General features: G+C 56.6%; 13 protein-coding genes and 1 pseudogene. 8 read left to right on the top strand and 6 right to left on the bottom strand.

Annotated features, from left to right (window positions below):
• Window positions 1–476: 476 nt before the first annotated feature.
• The 3 genes from SFX18_08675 to SFX18_08665 form a co-directional block, all read right to left on the bottom strand.
• Window positions 477–845 carry an HU family DNA-binding protein gene (locus SFX18_08675; GenBank protein MDX1963214.1) on the bottom strand — a complete coding sequence of 123 codons (369 nt, stop codon included), beginning with the start codon at window positions 843–845 and terminating at the stop codon, window positions 477–479.
• Between the two features lie 460 nt (window positions 846–1,305).
• The gene (locus SFX18_08670; protein MDX1963213.1) at window positions 1,306–1,725 is read right to left on the bottom strand and encodes a YkgJ family cysteine cluster protein; all 420 of its coding nucleotides are present in this window, start codon (window positions 1,723–1,725) and stop codon (window positions 1,306–1,308) included.
• A gap of 22 nt (window positions 1,726–1,747) precedes the next feature.
• Window positions 1,748–2,914, bottom strand: a complete 1,167-nt coding sequence (locus SFX18_08665) for an aminotransferase class V-fold PLP-dependent enzyme (protein MDX1963212.1) — start codon at window positions 2,912–2,914, stop codon at window positions 1,748–1,750.
• 188 nt (window positions 2,915–3,102) lie between these two features.
• Here SFX18_08665 and SFX18_08660 point away from each other — a divergent pair, with 188 nt between their 5' ends.
• Window positions 3,103–6,540, top strand: coding sequence for a PSD1 and planctomycete cytochrome C domain-containing protein (locus SFX18_08660; GenBank protein MDX1963211.1), 3,438 nt, complete (start codon window positions 3,103–3,105; stop codon window positions 6,538–6,540).
• Between the two features lie 273 nt (window positions 6,541–6,813).
• Here the strand turns inward: SFX18_08660 and SFX18_08655 are convergent, their stop codons facing one another.
• Window positions 6,814–7,269 carry a hypothetical protein gene (locus tag SFX18_08655; GenBank protein ID MDX1963210.1) on the bottom strand — a complete coding sequence of 152 codons (456 nt, stop codon included), beginning with the start codon at window positions 7,267–7,269 and terminating at the stop codon, window positions 6,814–6,816.
• A 369-nt stretch (window positions 7,270–7,638) separates the two neighbouring features.
• Between SFX18_08655 and cyaB the strand changes: the two genes are divergently transcribed.
• Window positions 7,639–8,196: a class IV adenylate cyclase gene (cyaB, locus tag SFX18_08650; GenBank protein MDX1963209.1), complete on the top strand. Its 558-nt coding sequence runs from the start codon at window positions 7,639–7,641 to the stop codon at window positions 8,194–8,196.
• On the opposite strand, the gene rlmN is transcribed toward cyaB, so the two are convergent.
• Window positions 8,193–9,269: a 23S rRNA (adenine(2503)-C(2))-methyltransferase RlmN gene (gene rlmN, locus SFX18_08645; protein ID MDX1963208.1), complete on the bottom strand. Its 1,077-nt coding sequence runs from the start codon at window positions 9,267–9,269 to the stop codon at window positions 8,193–8,195. The genes cyaB and rlmN overlap by 4 nt on opposite strands.
• A 215-nt stretch (window positions 9,270–9,484) precedes the next feature.
• Between rlmN and SFX18_08640 the strand changes: the two genes are divergently transcribed.
• The 3 genes from SFX18_08640 (at window position 9,485) to SFX18_08630 (ending at window position 12,157) form a co-directional block, all read left to right on the top strand.
• Window positions 9,485–10,915: a M20/M25/M40 family metallo-hydrolase gene (locus tag SFX18_08640; protein ID MDX1963207.1), complete on the top strand. Its 1,431-nt coding sequence runs from the start codon at window positions 9,485–9,487 to the stop codon at window positions 10,913–10,915.
• Window positions 10,916–10,925: 10 nt separating this feature from the next.
• Window positions 10,926–11,267: a (2Fe-2S)-binding protein gene (locus SFX18_08635; GenBank protein ID MDX1963206.1), complete on the top strand. Its 342-nt coding sequence runs from the start codon at window positions 10,926–10,928 to the stop codon at window positions 11,265–11,267.
• Window positions 11,268–11,350: 83 nt separating this feature from the next.
• Window positions 11,351–12,157, top strand: a complete 807-nt coding sequence (locus tag SFX18_08630; GenBank protein MDX1963205.1) for an RsmE family RNA methyltransferase — start codon at window positions 11,351–11,353, stop codon at window positions 12,155–12,157.
• A 330-nt stretch (window positions 12,158–12,487) separates the two neighbouring features.
• Here the strand turns inward: SFX18_08630 and SFX18_08625 are convergent, their stop codons facing one another.
• Window positions 12,488–13,834, bottom strand: coding sequence for a DUF1080 domain-containing protein (locus SFX18_08625; GenBank protein ID MDX1963204.1), 1,347 nt, complete (start codon window positions 13,832–13,834; stop codon window positions 12,488–12,490).
• 596 nt (window positions 13,835–14,430) lie between these two features.
• Between SFX18_08625 and uppP the strand changes: the two genes are divergently transcribed.
• The 3 genes and pseudogenes from uppP (at window position 14,431) to SFX18_08610 (ending at window position 16,429) form a co-directional block, all read left to right on the top strand.
• Entirely contained in the window at window positions 14,431–15,360 is a 930-nt protein-coding gene (gene uppP / locus SFX18_08620; GenBank protein MDX1963203.1) for an undecaprenyl-diphosphatase UppP, read from the top strand.
• Between the two features lie 355 nt (window positions 15,361–15,715).
• Window positions 15,716–16,015, top strand: a pseudogene (locus tag SFX18_08615) (DUF1559 domain-containing protein).
• A 3-nt stretch (window positions 16,016–16,018) separates the two neighbouring features.
• Entirely contained in the window at window positions 16,019–16,429 is a 411-nt protein-coding gene (locus SFX18_08610; protein MDX1963202.1) for a hypothetical protein, read from the top strand.
• Window positions 16,430–16,549 lie beyond the last annotated feature (120 nt).

Below are 16,549 nucleotides of genomic sequence, written 5' to 3'. Positions count from 1 at the left end.
TCCGCCGTCGTTGTGCTTTGTTCGGTCGTCCCGTCCGAATTTCGCTTCCCGGGGCTGATCCAGTGAAAAATGACGCCTGATCACTCTTCCAAATCAACCCGTCCCCCATGTGTTGGGGAACTGATGTCGCAATAATTATCGGATGATCCGATCGTAGGGATTAAATCGATTTTGCGGATTTCCCAGAATTTTTAGCCTGTGTCGATAACCACTTGGCATTTATAGACTTAAAACAAGGCGTATTTTTATCTTAAAAGAGACAAAAAACTCTTTTGGTATGGCGCGTCAGATTGCCAAAGCGCGCTAGCAGGAAAGCGCTACGAGAAATGTCATTGAACTGTGGCGATCAGCCCCTGGCCCAGTGCTAAATCATGACCAGATAGCGACTTAGAATTTATACCAAGCGGTGAAGAGCCAAAGAGTAAGGACTCGAAGGCACCACCCCGACAGGCAAGTGATGAATAAAAGATGATAAATTAGGGAGTTTCGGGGACGGAAGGGGGAGGTTCCGCATGGTTATGCTCGGTGGCGACCTTGGCGGCTGCTTTCTTGGCGGCTTCCATTCGTTCTAGTTCACGCACGCGTTCTTCCATCTCTTTTCCGGGCTTAAACGTCACCACAAACTTTTCATCCACAAAGACTTTATCGCCGGTGCGGGGGTTCCGGGCTTTGCGTGCCGCCCGCTTTTTGACCTCAAAAACGCCAAAATTACGCAATTCAATCCGCCGATCCGCCACCAGGATATTGACGATCTCGTTAAACGTCTTTTGCACAACTTCTTTGGTTTTGAGTTGTGTTAGCTCGCTATGGTCGGCAATCGTTTTGACAATGTCTTTCTTGGTCATGGTAAAGCACTTTTCCCGGCATGCTGTGACAAGCCTGCAATAGGCCTGAGATGTCCCAAAAACTCCCTTAACTATGCAACTTAACGTCATTTGCAAAATCAGCGGGATGCTACAAGTGTAGGTGGCATAAGCATTAGTGTCAAGCAAATTAGGGACCCAGCGAACGTAACCATATCTGCCGATTGTACGCAATTTACTTGCCGACCCCGTCAAAAATCGGGGGTATAGCCACTGTTAAACAGCGCATTGCGGGTAACCGCAGGCAATTTTTAGGCGTTTTATCCGTGGAAACTCATAAATTCCAGGTCATCAACCCAACAACCGATAAAACAGGGAAAAACTAGAAAACCAGAGAGAAGGGGCAATTTGGGTGACTGGCGTTGTTTAGTTGGATTTTTAATTCATGAAGAGGCATTGTCATGTAAAAAGGGCCATGGCAAAGTCCCGGCTGGCAAGAGGTCTAAAGCTTGATCACCGCCGCTTGGGTTTGAATTTCGCTAACAGTATACAACCGGCCGTGGTTGCAACCGGGGCAGGCGGAACAGGTCTCGGCCCAGGCTTGGGGGGACTCGATATTGGAATCCCAAAAGGGCCAGGTTTTGCACTGGCGGGGCCGGTCCTCGTAGACAGTGCAACCACGAGTAACCGGGTCGAGCAGAATGCAGTCGCCATTTTCCCGCTCGATCAGGGAGCGGCGAGCACCTACTTTTTTGGTGTAGGTTTCGTGAAACTCGGCCAAGGAAAGATTGAGCCGCTGGGCCATAGCGGCACTCTCGGCGGCGTTAAGCCAAACAAAACCCGGCGTCCCCGTGCAGCAATCGCCGCATTGCGTGCAGGTAAAACGCAATCCCGTCTCGGCATACCAGGGTTGTTTGCTCATCACAATTAACAAATTAAATTGATCACGAAGTCAAAAGTCGTTGCAGCAGGTGGCCCGTTAGCGACAATTCTTCCCAGGTGTTCAGCGGTCCCCAACTAAAGCGGGCGGTTCCTCCCCGGGAAATTGTTCCCAGGGTGGCATGCATCCGCGGGGCACAGTGCAAGCCAGCGCGAATTTGTACGCGGGGAGATTGCTGATCCAGGACCACGGCCAGATCCTGGGGTTCCCAGTCCGTCGCGTTCAGGCTAACAATCCCCACCGATTCTGACAATGACTGGCAGCCAAACAGGCTGACCCGTTCTCCTATGGCTGAACGCAATAAATCCACAAAATCCCGCCGCCGTTGTTGCTGGTCGGCGTGAATTCGTGCGACTCCCGTCTCCAACACCCAATTTACCCCCGCCAGCAGTCCCGCGATTCCCGGAACGTTCAAATTACCGGACTCCATTCGTTCCGGCCAGTCGGCGGGTTGTTGTTCGCTTTCGCTGACGGTGCCCGTCCCACCCTGAAGCAGTGGGCGTAACTCCGCCTGGCAGCGAGGGCTGGCATACAATATTCCCGTTCCCAGGGGGCCAAATAATCCCTTATGTCCGGGAGCCGCCAACAGGTCCACTCCCCAACCGTGCACATCGATCGGCACACAACCCAGTGTTTGCGCCGCATCCAGCAAAAAGACCGTGTTTCGAGCCTGCGCCAGCTTTCCTATCGCCGCGGCATCTTGGACCACGCCGGTAACATTACTGGCGTGAGAAATCGTGACCAGTCGGGTATTTGAATGCCAATGCCGGGAAAAATCATCTGGATCGACCCAGCCGCTCCTGGAGCACGGCAGGCAAGTGACCGAGACACCCGTCTGCTCCGCCATCCAAGCCAAGGGGCGCAAGACCGAATTATGATCGGCGGCGGTGCAAATGACATGGTCTCCGGGACGCAGCCAACCATGCAGGGCCTGATTAAGCGCGGCGGTCCCATTTTGAGTAAATACCACGCCACAGGGATCCGTCGCATTTAACAGTTCAGCCAGCCGTTGCCTAGTTTGGCTGAGCATACGGTTGATTTCCACGGCTTCGCGGGTGGTGCCCCGTCCGGCGGCGACTCCCCATTCGCGCAGGGCCATGTTCACCGCGGCATAGACCTGTGGTGGTTTGGGAAAAGAGGTGGCGGCGTGATCCAAATAAATTCGCGACATACAATCCGGGGGCGGGGGAAAGGAAACAAACGCCAATTGACTGGCATTTAGCGCATTTTTCTAGTGCTTGGCGGCAAAAGTTGCTTTAAAATAGCTATAGCCCCTTTGCGAGCCGATTCCCGCCATTATTACCGACCATCCGCGTCGGCGTCTTTCCCCTGCTGTTAATTATTACCAAAGCAAACCTTATGAAAAGTTTACTCCCCCCAAATTCGCGCTGGGCCGCTGGTTTTTTTCAACATTGCCGACTAGAGAGGGGGACTTGCCTGATTTGGATGTTCATCTTGGCAACGGTCATTCGAGCCGCGGAGCCTGGCATGACATCGCCGTCGCCTGCTTCCCCCGCCCCACAGCCGGAAGCCCCGCGATTTACCGAGGCACAACTGGAGTTTTTTGAAACATCGGTCCGCCCCCTGTTGATCAAGCATTGCGGCGAATGCCACAGCCACAAGCTGGCGGAGCCAGAGGCGGGTTTGGTGGTTGATTCGCGGGCGGGATTACTAAAGGGGGGGGACACCGGCCCGGCGATTGTCCCGGGAGACCCGGCCAAAAGCCTGTTGATTGATGTCATCAATTATGGCGAAATTTATCAGATGCCCCCCAAGAACAAACTGCCTGCGGAGGAGATCGCCATTTTGACCAAATGGATTGCCGACGGGGCGGCCTGGCCGGAAGAAAGCGCGCCGACCGTACCCAACGCCCCGGTGTTTGACTTGCAGGCACGTAAAGAGGCGCACTGGTGCTGGCAGCCGCTCTCCACGCCCCCCCCGCCGACCATTCCCGGAGCTAGCGAAGAAACCGACCCAATTGATTTATGGATCATGGCCAAATTGCAAGAGCGGGGCCTCGCACCCGCGGCACTGGCGGATCGCCGGACACTGATTCGCCGGGCATATTATGACTTGCATGGATTGTTACCGCCCCCCGAACGGGTGGAGGCGTTTGTGGCCGATACCGACCCCGCCGCCTGGCCCAAGCTGCTCGATGAGCTGCTGGACTCCCCCCGCTTTGGCGAACGGTGGGCCCGGCACTGGCAAGATTTGGTCCGCTATGCCGAGACGTACGGCCACGAATTTGACTTTGATATTCATCAGCCGTGGCGCTACCGCGATTATCTGATCCGGGCCATCAATGCCGATGTGCCTTATGATCAATTTGCGCGCGAGCACATCGCGGGGGATTTGCTGGAACAGCCCCGACTGCATCCGACGGAAGGGACAAACGAGTCAATTCTGGCCACCGCTTTCTGGTTTTTGCACGAACAAACGCACGCCCCGGTCGATGTCCGCCAGCACGAGGCGGACCGCATCGACAATATGTTGGATGTGTATAGCAAGACATTCCTCGGCCTGACCGTGGCCTGCGCGCGGTGCCATGACCACAAATTTGACGCGATCAGCGCGCGGGACTATACCGCGCTGACGGGAATTATGCGCAGCACGCAAGAGGGGCTGGCCATTCAGGACCCCCATAACGCAAACACCCGCGCCGCCGCCATGATCGAACAACACCAACAATTGGCGCGCAAGACTTCCCTACAGCATTGGACCCGCCTGGAGGAAAATCATGCCGCCAAACTGGCCGACGCGCTCGGCGTGGCCTGGACTCTGGCTCCCGATGCCACGACCGAGGCTATCGATCAAGCCGCCCTGGCGGCAAAGGTTGAGCCTTCCCTGGTCGCGGCTTGGGTAGGGGCGTTCAAATCTCCCTTGACGGAGGATCCAGAGCATCCACTTTGGTTTGCGCGGCAGATTTATTTGCATAAACAGGCTCCCCCCCCGCCAGAACTTCCTCCCGCGGAGACACCGTTACAACCTTGGGAAGATTTTTCCCACGCGGACTTTGGCCAGTGGCGCGTGCTGGGCCAGGCATTTGGCCAGGGGCCGACAAATCTGGGAGAACATTGGCTAACACAGCCTATCCCCACGGAAAAAATTTCCCCTCCTTCCGCCACCGAAGGATCATTGCTTCTGGCGTTTCTTCCGGGAGTGGCCGATTCGCGGCGATTGCATCCGCGCTTTCAGGGGATATTACGCTCCGCCAGTTTTCCCATTACTGGCAGTCAGATTTTTGTGCGCGCCGCGGGAAAAAACGCCCAGATACGCCTGGTTGTGCAGAATTATCGCATGGATGCCCATCAGTCATTGCTTTTTCGGGGACTGATTCAAAATATCAATAACGAAAACTGGCACACCGTGACAATCGCGGGGGACCTGAACAAGTATGTCGGAATGACGGGCTATCTGGAACTGGTCGATCCGGGAGATGGCTGGCTGGCGGTGGACGAGATCCGCGTCACGCCCGAGAACTGGGCAAAGCGGGCGGAATTGCGTTCGCTCTTTTCGGCCAATGTGGAACCGGCGGAACTCAAAACAATCGCTGGCTGGCAAACGCGTTACCAGCGTGTCCTGCGCAGCCTGGTTGCGGCCGCGCGGGAAAATCGCCTCTCTGGCCAGGCGGCGTTGGCCGAACTCTTTATTACGTTACAATCCGCGCGGTTGCTCCCTGGGGAACTATTGACCGACAAAGATTTGCTCGAGCAGTTCCAGCGCCAGCGCCTGCGTGTCGAAGAGGTCCTGCGCGATGTCCCTCCCACGTACACCGTGCATGCGGCGATCGACGCTCCAGGGCGCGCGGATCGAATCTTGTTACGGGGAAATCCCAAAACAACGGGCGAGACCGTCCCCCGTCGCTTTTTGGCCGCCCTGGCTGGCGAAGCAGATCCCCACTGGTCTCCCGCCCATTGCGGCCGGTTGGAACTCGCCCAGGCGACCATTGACCCCGCCAATCCCCTCTTTTCCCGGACGGCGGTGAATCGCATATGGCAGCAGCTCTTTGTGATCGGAATTTTTCCCACGGTGGATAATGCCGGGGTCTTGGGCCAGCCCCCCACGCACCCGGAATTGTTAGATGTGTTGGCCCGTGATTTTGCCCAAGATGGCTACTCGCGCAAGCGGCTGATACGGCGCATCATGCTGACCCAGGCGTATCAGCGCGGTTCCGTCCCGGTGGCCGCGGCCCAGGCCGCCGATCCCCAAAACACGTATTTACACGCGCAGCGGCCACGGCGCCTGGCGGGGGAAGTCATCCATGACACGCTCTTGCAGTTGTCGGGGTATTTATCGACCGCCGAATATGGCCCCCCGATGCCGGTGCATTTGACGGAATTTATGACAGGCCGGGGGCGCCCGGGAGAATCCGGCCCCCTGGATGCCAAGGGACGGCGTTCCATCTACGTCGCCATCCGGCGAAACTTTTTATCACCCCTCAATTTAGCCTTTGACACCCCGGTCCCATTTAGCACCGTGGGTCGGCGAAATATCTCAAATGTTCCGGCGCAAGCCCTGATCCTGATGAATGATCCCTTTGTCAAGCAGCAGGCCGAGCGCTGGGCGTTGCGGCTGACGCAGCGGCTGCCTGAAAATGAAGAGGCCCGCATCCAGCGAATGTTTGCCGAAATTTTTGGTCGCCCGGCGACAGCCCCGGAGGTGACCCTGGCACAAGAGTTTCTCGCACGACAAGTCGCGGTTTACCAAGAGGCAAAAACGGAAAAACCGCAAATCCAGGCCTGGAATGACCTGTGCCATGCCGTGATCAACATGAAGGAATACCTTTATGTGCCGTAAGGGATAATATTAGCATCCATGATTTACCCTCTACCGCATCGAGTAGGTCTATTCCTTGGCTCACGCGGGGGGTGAAACAACAGTTCCCTCCGCGTTTTCCTGTTAATAGCAGCCACCCCAGTTGGGATGGCGCTGGATTTGATTATATCTATTTAAAGATACAAAGGTGGCAAATCCCAACCTGCTATTCTGAGCACCCCTGCACGAGAATCCCTGGCTGACGCGGCGGGCTAAGATCCCTGGCTCACGCTGCGGGCTGAGTGTCGAGGCGGGTTACTCGTCGTCATCTTCCGTGACGGCAAAGGCCCCTTCCAGTCCCGTCGAGATGTACGGTGCGGCGAGGGCCGCCTGGCTAATGACGGGAGTTCCCCATGTTTCCTGGACGGCCGCTGCGCTGGGGGGCAATTTGACATAACCCAGGTTCCGGATCACTTCCAGCACTTCGCTGCACGTGGGAAACATCCGGCCGCTTTTACGTTTATAGAGGTCCAGGGCCTGCATGAATTCCACCTCGTCATCGGTGTATTCGCGTTCGCAGGTGGTGGGATCGATTTGGCGGCGGCGGTTTACCTTGGCCCGGCGTTCCAGCGGCGGGGGGACTTCCTTGGACGTGGCGGCCGGTTTGGTGCTGGTTTTGGATTTCGCGGGGACGGCATCCTGGCGGCGGGTCTTGGTGGTGCGACGGTCCAGGGTTACCAAATTCGCGGAGCTTTTCTTGGTTTTGGCCACGGTAAGAACCTCGGGCAAAGAATCAGGGGTTTGGCGGGGGGAGGGGCATCAATTGCGCATTGCCACGACAAACTTTTGCATCGGAATAACGATTTGGCAAAGTAGAACAGTTAGAAAAAAGATAGGTTTGCGAGAATCTTTGCGGTTTGTCCGATTTTTCTGGATTAAGCGGATTGTTTGGTTTGCGCAATTTCGGCAATCTGACCAGCTTTGGCGGTTGGCACGCCACCCCGGGGACTTGCTCACGGGACTCTTGTGAAGCGGTACGCGCTCTCCCCCGTAAAATCCGGTATAATCCAGGCCGTGGGGGGAGTAGCGGGGTCTAACTCGCGATTTTTTATGCTTCCACCAGTTTTCTAGGGGTGCCTCATGATTCTCTGGGAAGTCGAACAAAAGTTTCCAATCCAAGATCCTTTGGCCCTGCGCAATCGCCTGTCACGACTAGGGGCGGAATGGGGTCATTCCCTTGAGCAGGTGGACCGCTATTTTAATCATCCCGCACGGGATTTTGCCGTGACAGACGAGGCGCTCCGCCTCCGCAGCGTCGATACCGAAAACTGGGTGACGTATAAGGGACCAAAGCTGGACGCCACCACCAAAACCCGCCGCGAAATCGAACTGCCGCTGGCCCCCGGCGTCCACCTGCCTGATCGCTACCACGAATTGCTCGAAGCGCTTGGCTTTTGTCCCGTGCTAGAAGTCCGCAAACGACGCACACCCGGCGAATTACTCTTTCAAGACAAAAAAATTACCCTGGCCTGGGATGAAGTCGTGGGCCTGGGGAATTTTTTAGAAATCGAACTGATGGCCACCGATGGGGAGCTTTCCACCGCCAAGGCCATCCTGGGGGAATTGGCCCAAACCCTGGAATTAGTGCATTCCGAGCGGCGCAGTTATCTGGAATTGTTGCTGGTCCCGCAAAGCTAGCGATCCGCCAAAATCGGCAACATGGGTGAGCCCGGTACTTCCGCCGAAGAAGGCACGACGCGCCGCAACTGCCCGCAGGCGGCGTTGATTTCGTCCCCTTTGCGTTCGCGGATTTGCACATTGATCCCGGCGGAGGTCAGGATATCCATAAAGTCCCGCTTGGCCCGCGCGGTTGGTTCCAAGTAGGGCAATCCCGCGACGCGGTTATAAGGGATAACATTTAACAGCGCCAGCCGCCCCGACAACAGTTCCGCCAGTTCGCGCGCATGTTCGGGCTGGTCGTTAAGTCCCCCCAGCAGCACATATTCAAAGGTCAGCCGGCGACCGGATGCTTCAAAGTATTCATCCGCCGCGGATAAAATCTCGGCCAGCCCGATATTCTTATTCACTGGCACTAATTGATCGCGCAAGGTGTCATTGGGGGCGTGCAACGACACGGCCAATTGGTAGCGCGGCTCGGTCGCGGCCAACTTACGCAGCGCCGGGGGGAGGCCGACCGTGCTAATGGTGATCCGCCGATGGCTAATTCCCAGACCTGCGGGGCTAGCCGCCACATCCAGCGCGGGGAGTAAATTGGCCAGATTTGCCAACGGTTCCCCCATGCCCATGACCACAATGTGGCTCAGCCGTTCTTCCGGAGGCAAAAGGCGCTGCAGATGCAGCATTTGTTCGACAATTTCGCCGGTGGTCAGGTTGCGAATGACGCCATCCAGACCACTGGCGCAAAACACACATCCCATGGCGCAGCCTACCTGGCTGCTAATGCAGATGGTGCGGCGCGTCCCGTCGCGCAATAAAACGCATTCGATGCGTTCGCGGTCATGGGTCTGCAGGACGAGTTTTTCGGTTCCGTCCGCTGCCTGGTGCGCGTGCAGGGGGCGTAGTGTCCACAGTTCAAATTCCGCGGCCAAGCTGTCGCGCAGCGCGCGGGGCAGGTCGGTCATTTCCTCAAAAGAACGGCAACGGCTGGCAAACAGCCACTTCCGTATCTGGCCAGCGCGAAACGCCGGTTGCCCCTGACCGCGCAACCAGTCTATGAGTTCTTTCTCGGTTAGTTGCGGCAAATGGAGCATGCGGGGTGTGGCTAGTGTTTTGTCAAAGCCATCAATTCGAGTTGTTACCGATTAGCCGCCGGGGGTAACCTACGGTTTTTTGTCGCTGCGACCGTGGGCAAAAGCCCTACGGCTGATCTAAAAAACAAGTCGTTGCGAGAGCGTTCAGACCGATAAAACCGCGTCAAACCGGACGGGAGTTTGACGTCCCGCCCCGGAACGGATTAAGATCGCACATGGAATGGCAGAGTCGCGCGGGTGCGCGGCTCCGTGATGATCCTTATTTTACCCATATCTGTAGTATGCACGTCTCGGCCCGGAAAACCAAGAGCGCGGCACGCCGCGCCGCCACCACGGCTAACACGACCAAGGCCGCGCGCCCTTCCCGCGCCGCTAGGGCAACCTCTGTGCCGCCAGCCTCGGCCGCGCGGTCCCCCCTGGCTCCGGGACTCGTGCCGATGCCGGGGAACTTTCCCGTGGAACAAGGGGGGTATGAACCCGACTTGGTCGCGGCGGTCTCCCGCGTGTTGGGCCTGCTGGCGATTCCCGGCAAAAGCGGTGAAGAGTCCGCCATCGCCGCAGCGGTCAAGCAGGAACTGCTCGCGGCGGGAGCCGATCCAGCCGCGATCCACTTTGATAAAACAGACCAACATAGCCCGCACGGGGGTGCCTGCGGCAACCTCATTTTTAAGCTGGCGGGCACGCATAAAAGCCCCCGCCGGATGCTGGTCGCCCATTTAGACACGGTTCCTATTTGTGTCGGGACGCGCCCCGCGCGCGAGGGACACATCATCCGCTCCGCCAATCCCGCCACCGGCCTGGGGGCCGACAACCGCGCGGGCGTGGCGGTCTTGCTGACCGCCGCGGTGGAAATCCTGACCCGCCGCCTCCCCCATCCGCCGTTGACATTTCTGTGGACGGTCCAAGAAGAGGTGGGCCTGTACGGGGCCCGTTTTGCCGATCTCAAATTACTGTCCCAGCCCAAGCTGGCGTTCAACTGGGATGGCGGCCCGCCAGCGCGGCTGACCATTGGGGCGACGGGCGCGTATCGGTTGGAAATTACCGTGACTGGACTGGCCAGCCACGCCGGCGTCGCCCCCGAAGCGGGCGTGAGCGCTATTGCCATTGCCTCTCTGGCGATCGCCGACTTGACACGCAACGGCTGGCACGGACTGGTGGTCAAGGGCCGCAAACGCGGCACCACCAATGTGGGTGTGATCCACGGAGGGGAAGCAACGAATGTCGTCTGCGACTGTGTGCGGATTCGGGCCGAGGCCCGCAGTCATGACCCGGTTTTTCGCGAAAGGCTGGTCCGGGAAATTACCCGCGCGTTTAATAATGCGGCCCGCGAACTAACCTCCGCCACTGGCCAGCGCGGCCGAGTGGCGGTGGAGTCGCGGTTGGATTATGAATCATTTTTACTGGTCGAAGAGTCCCCCCCGGTCCAGGCCGCGGCGTACGCGATCGCGGGATTGGGCCTGACTCCCGTCGGGCATGTGGGTAACGGGGGGTTGGACGCCAACTGGCTTTCAGCGCGGGGAATTCCCACCGTCACCCTAGGTTGTGGCCAGCGGCAGATTCACACCACGGGCGAAACTCTGGACCTGGAGGATTTTGAAACCGCCTGCCGCCTGGCATTGCGGCTGGCCACCGTCAGCGAGGAATAAGGATCATGCGATGCGGCTGGATGACGAACTCTGTTTGTGCTTTCATGTGACCAAGCGTAAAGTGCTGCATTATCTGCGGGTCGAGCGCCCCCGCGTCCCCAGCCAACTCAGCGAATGCCATGGCGCGGGGACCGGCTGCGGTTGGTGCCGGACCATGCTGCAAAAGATGTGGGAAGACTTTCAGGTCAATCCACCCCCCCTGAATCTGGACGAGTGGGAAGCCGCCACCCATCAAATCACCGCCGCCGCGGGGGAAGCAAGTTCAACCCTATTCGCTGAACCCGATGCCGCCACTCACGCGCTCCTGCGGGCACAATACATCCAAGACGGGAAAGGAAAACCGCCCGGGTAATTACAAATTACAAATTACAAATTGACACATCTTCTTCTCCACTACTCCACTACTCCACTACTCCACCACCCGCCCCATTCCCCATGCCCGAGCGTTTTTATTCCGCCGTGTCACTTGCCACGAACCACGGCGAAGTTGAATTGCCCGCGGAAGAAGCGCACCACCTGGGGCAGGTACTGCGCGGAGGGGTGGGGGATGAAGTCGTGGTTTTTGACGGCCAGGGGCATGACTGGCAGGCCCGTGTGATCCACTGTCATAAACAGCGGGCCACGGTCGAATTATTGCGGCCGCTCCCACCCTTGCCCGAGCCGCGCGTCCCCCTGACTATCGCCGTCGCCCTGCCCAAGGGGGACCGCCAAAAATGGCTCATCGAAAAGCTAGTCGAATTGGGCGTGCGGGAGTTCGTTCCCCTGATCACCGAACGGGGAGTCGCCCAGCCGGTCGATTCCGCGGTGGAACGGCTTCGCCGCCAAGTGCTAGAGGCGACCAAACAATGCGGGCGATCATGGCTGATGCAAATCGCTCCTCCCCAAACCGTCAGCGAATTTTTAGCGGTAAAAGAGCAATCCGTGGATAGCCGGGCCTTGTTTTGTATGGCCCAACCACAAAGCGCGCCCGAGTCAGAGGAACTGGCGGCCTGGGCCGCTACACCCACGGGCCAGACGCTGCCGCCGCTAGAGCAAATCTGGTTGCCAGCGGCAGTTTTTCAAGTCGCGGAAGCTTGGTCGCGGCGAACCGTCCTGGTCGGACCAGAAGGGGGCTTCACGTTGGCGGAAGTCCGCCCAGCCGCGCTTTCCGGCTGGCGGCTGATGGACCTCTGTCCCCAGATGTTGCGGGTGGAAACCGCGGCGATCGTCCTGGCCAGTTGGGCGTTAGGGGGAAATTGCTAACAACAGTGTTTCACCCCGCCGCCTACTTAGCCCGCCGCATGAACCAGGGACCACTCATTCAGCCCGCCGTGTGAGCCAGGGATTCTCGTGCAGGGGTGCGGAGGTGCAGGGATGCTCAGAATAGCAGCTTGGGACTTGCCACCTTTGTACCTTCAAATAGATATAATCAAATCCAGCGCCATCCCAACTGGGGTGGCTGCTATTAACAGCAAAAACGTCAAGAGAACGGAACTGTTGTTTCACCCGCCGCGTCGGCCAGGGTTAACTGATATTCTTCATCATTTAGCAATTCACGTGGCCCGTAACTACCGGGTGATACCCACGGCCGGCTTATGGCTGAATGGATTTTGCCGGATTCGTCAGGGGCTTTACCCGCAAATTGCGAAATTCCACATGAGCGCCGTGGCCTAAAAAGCCAATATGACCTTGCTTATTTTGCAAGCCGGGATGCGCGTTGCCGTCGATTGTTTTTCCATTCGGAGCGACTTCGTCCAGGTTGACTTGATTGATAACCGTCCCATTGAGGGTCACCGTGATATCGCGTCCCTGAACGCGAACTTCCTGGGTGTTCCATTCGCCGGCGGGGCGCAGCGCCCCTCGTTTAGCCGCGGCCACGCCATATACCGACCCATGTGACTGCCAATCCTTGATCCCCTGGTACTGGGGGTGGCTATCATCCAGGATTTGCAGTTCCATGCCGGTATACGCCGAATCCCCGCTCAACGGGGCGCGTATTCCCAACCCGTTATTTGCGCCTGGTGACAGCCAAAAATCAAACCGCAACACAAAGTCCTGATACTCGTCCTTGGTGTAAAGATTTCCCCCTTTGCCCGGGTCGCAGACGATTTTCCCATCCCGCACCGTGTAACCCGTGGTATCCCCCACCCATTGGCTTAGGTCCTGCCCGTTAAAAATCGATTCAAAGCCCAGTTCGGTCAGCTTGATATTTTTGAATAAAAACTGCCCGCCGTTGGGGACTTCGGCTTGCAGACCGATGTAACCGCGGGGAATTTTCAACCCCGTCGCTTTCCAGGCGGGTTGGCCGTTGACCTCGAGCGCGGCGGATTCCCCTTTTACCATGATTTTTAAATGGTTCCATTCCCCCGGTTTGATCAAACCCTTGGTCGTGGCGCCATCAATCCCCAGCAAATTCCCCTCATCCCCCGTCTTGAGGTTGATTTGATACTGATCCGGCCAGGCGCGCTTGGGATTTTTGGCGGGGAACGGCGCTCGAATATAAATGCCGGAATCGTAAAATTCCTTGGCCAGCGGTTTATAGTCTAACTCTAAAACGAAATCTTCATATTGCAGGTCGGAGCGAACAAAACCATTCCCTTCCTTGAGTAGGATCGCTCCATCCTCGACCACGGCCGTGCAGCCAGTCACCTGCCAACCGGTCAGATCCCGGCCATTGAACAGATCCTGGGCATACCCCGAATCCGCGGATTGAACAGCTGCGGACTCCTCCCCACTCACGGTCGCGGTAAGGATCATCACGCCCAGGAGACCGCAACAGGCCACGGCCAGTCCGCGGTAAAACTTTGCCAACCAAGGGGACAGGGGCGGACCGAAGCGTAATGACCGTTGGAGCAGCGGGAAATGTGCCGCGAGCTGTGAACGAGCTGTTTTAGTCTGGCTGTCGAGAACCACGGTGCGCATTTGTAGACGGCAATCCATCATTCCGCTCTCCCCCCAAAAAAAGTAGAAGACCCTAGCTAGCCCGGCAGGCCTTATCTTATCTGGCCCGATGGTGGGAAACAAGGGAATGCCTGGGAAACAATGGAATCAGACATGCCCTATCTATGTCAAGCAAAACGTCCGGCCATCTTTCGTGGGAAGTTTGTTTAGTCGGTTTAAAGGCACTGCAATGCATAAGACAATCCACGAGCAAGCATACCGTGGCGTTGTCGCCTTCATCCATAAATATGTGCCACCGTCGTTTTAAGAATCCGCCCTGGTTATCGACGACTGACAGTCATAAGGTTGGTTTCGCAAGCCGCAGACATATTCCCCCGTCGGTTGCCAGGCGCGGAATTAATCCGCCAGTTGTGGATAGAACTGGATTTGATTCTGGAGTAACATGATTTTTTGATTTTGATCCCCCCATGATCTGGAATTTGGCCCGGATGGGTTGAGATTTGCTATCCATGACCTATTGTTTAGCTGGCATAGTATTCAGGCAAACATAAATATTCATCCCGTGTAAATAGTAATCCAATTTCATCAACCACCCGGCATCGGCCGCTTTCCCCTTCAATCCATTCCTTCACGACATGACCTGGTGGCAAGCTGTAATCATGGGCATTGTTCAGGGCCTGACCGAATTTTTGCCGGTCAGCAGCACCGCGCACCTGCGCGTCACGCCCGCGGTCTGCGGCTTTGCCGATCCGGGAGCGGGTTTTACCGCAATTATTCAACTGGGGACGCTGGCCGCTGTATTGTGGTACTTTTGGCGGGACATTACTGAATTGGCAGTGGGTTGGCTGCGGGGATTAGTAACCTTACGTCCGTTTGGCACTGTCATTGCGCGGCAAGGTTGGTTTATCATTCTGGCCACGATTCCCATCGTCCTGTGCGGCTATTTTGGTAAAAGTTTGATCTCCGACGATCCCGAGCAAGGACATACCGCCCCGCTCCGCACGCTGACCGCCGTTAGCCTTCAGCTAATTGCGGGCTCCATCATTATGTGCCTGTCGGAAATCGCCCACCTGTGGTACCGCCAGCGGGAGACTCCATTTAAGGAACTGCCGCAACTTGGATTACTCGACACGCTGGGCGTGGGTTTGTTTCAATGTCTTGCGCTGATGCCGGGGATGTCGCGGTCGGGCATGACGATTAGCGGGGGGCTATTTTTGGGCTTATCGCGGGAAACGGCGGCCCGTTTTTCTTTTTTACTGTCGCTACCGGCGATTTTTGCAGCGGCGGTATACTCTGGATACAAAGACTTTTTAAAGCCCCACTTGGCAACGGGGACCCCCATCTGGGAATTGGGCCAGACCGGGGTCGTCGGTCCAACGGGATTGATCGGATTAACAGAAATCGCCATCGCAACCGTGGTTTCCGGCATCGTGGGTTATGCGGCCATCGCTTTTTTGCTGGAATATCTGAAACGGAACAGCGTGGCCATTTTTATCATTTACAGGCTCATTTTGGCCAGTTTACTGCTACTCGCTTTAAAACAGAACTGGCTGATTAGCCATTAATGCACAATAATTGCAATCAATTTTCTTGTGCAGGTGTTGACAACACTCCGCTAGGCAATTATTCTTTCTGCATAACTATTGCATCTAACGGAAAAGTTCCTAAGATTAAGCTTGTGCAGATAGCGGAACTTGCACAAAGTTCCGTATTCACTTAGTGGAACTCACACAAAGTTCCTCGTGAAATACGTTGAATCATCGGAATTTTGCAATTTTCGCTACGTGATCAATCGGCTGGAATTTGTGGCTATCGTTGGCAAGAATGCGGCAGAATTCCGCTGCAGATGGTTTGGAATTCTAGTGAATTCAGCTACGAGATAAAGTCTGGAATTCTAGCGAATTCCGCTACAGGCTGATTATGAACTTTTCCCGTCCAAACTGGATTTCCCGCCGTGGCTGGGCTGGCTTTACGCTGGTCGAGTTGTTGGTGGTGATTGCAATTATTGGGATTTTATTAGCGCTGCTGTTGCCCGCCGTGCAACAAGCGCGGCAGGCCAGTTTACGCACCCAATGCGGTAACAACCTGCGACAGATTGGCATTTCGATGTTGAATTACCTGGATGTGCACAAAGGGCGTTGGCCCGCGTCCACCCACACGACCGAACCCGATCCGGTGACCGGTTTGTACACCCGGGCGTGGATTCATACGCTGGCCCCCTACATGGAAAGCGTCGACAAGGTGCGGATCTGCCCTAGCGACCTGCTGGGAGAGGAACGCCTGCGGCAAAAGTTGACCAGTTACTCGCTGAATGGGTATTTGTCAACAGAGGCCAAGCCCAAGTTTGAGAATGTGCGCAAGTTAAAGGCGACATCAAAGACGATTGTCGCTTTTGAGACCGCCGAGCAAAAAGGGGTCGATTTGTTCGCCGACCACTTGCACAGTTTTAATTGGTATCGCGTCTCGAATATCAAAAAAGGGATCGTGTTTGACGCTATCAAAGCGGAGGTCCAGGTTGACCGTCACCTGGGTGCCGCCCATTACCTGTATGCCGACGGGCATGTGGATTTAATCAACGAAGAGCAGATTCACACCTGGGCGCATCAGCCTTGGAATTTTGCGTTGCCGCAGTAGGCGACCGAATTTGTAGGAGGCGACTCCGTCGCCGATGGCCGATATGTCGCCGAAGAACCAGATCGCGACCCTACCGCCAAATTTTGGCCCTGTCGCCACATCCAATCCCCCTTCCATTTG

The sequence above is a fragment of the Pirellulales bacterium genome (assembly GCA_033762255.1).
Classification (GTDB): Bacteria; Planctomycetota; Planctomycetia; order Pirellulales; family JALHPA01; genus JANRLT01.
Note: the sequence above shows the minus strand (reverse complement) of the source record. Positions and strands in the feature narration are given on the sequence as shown.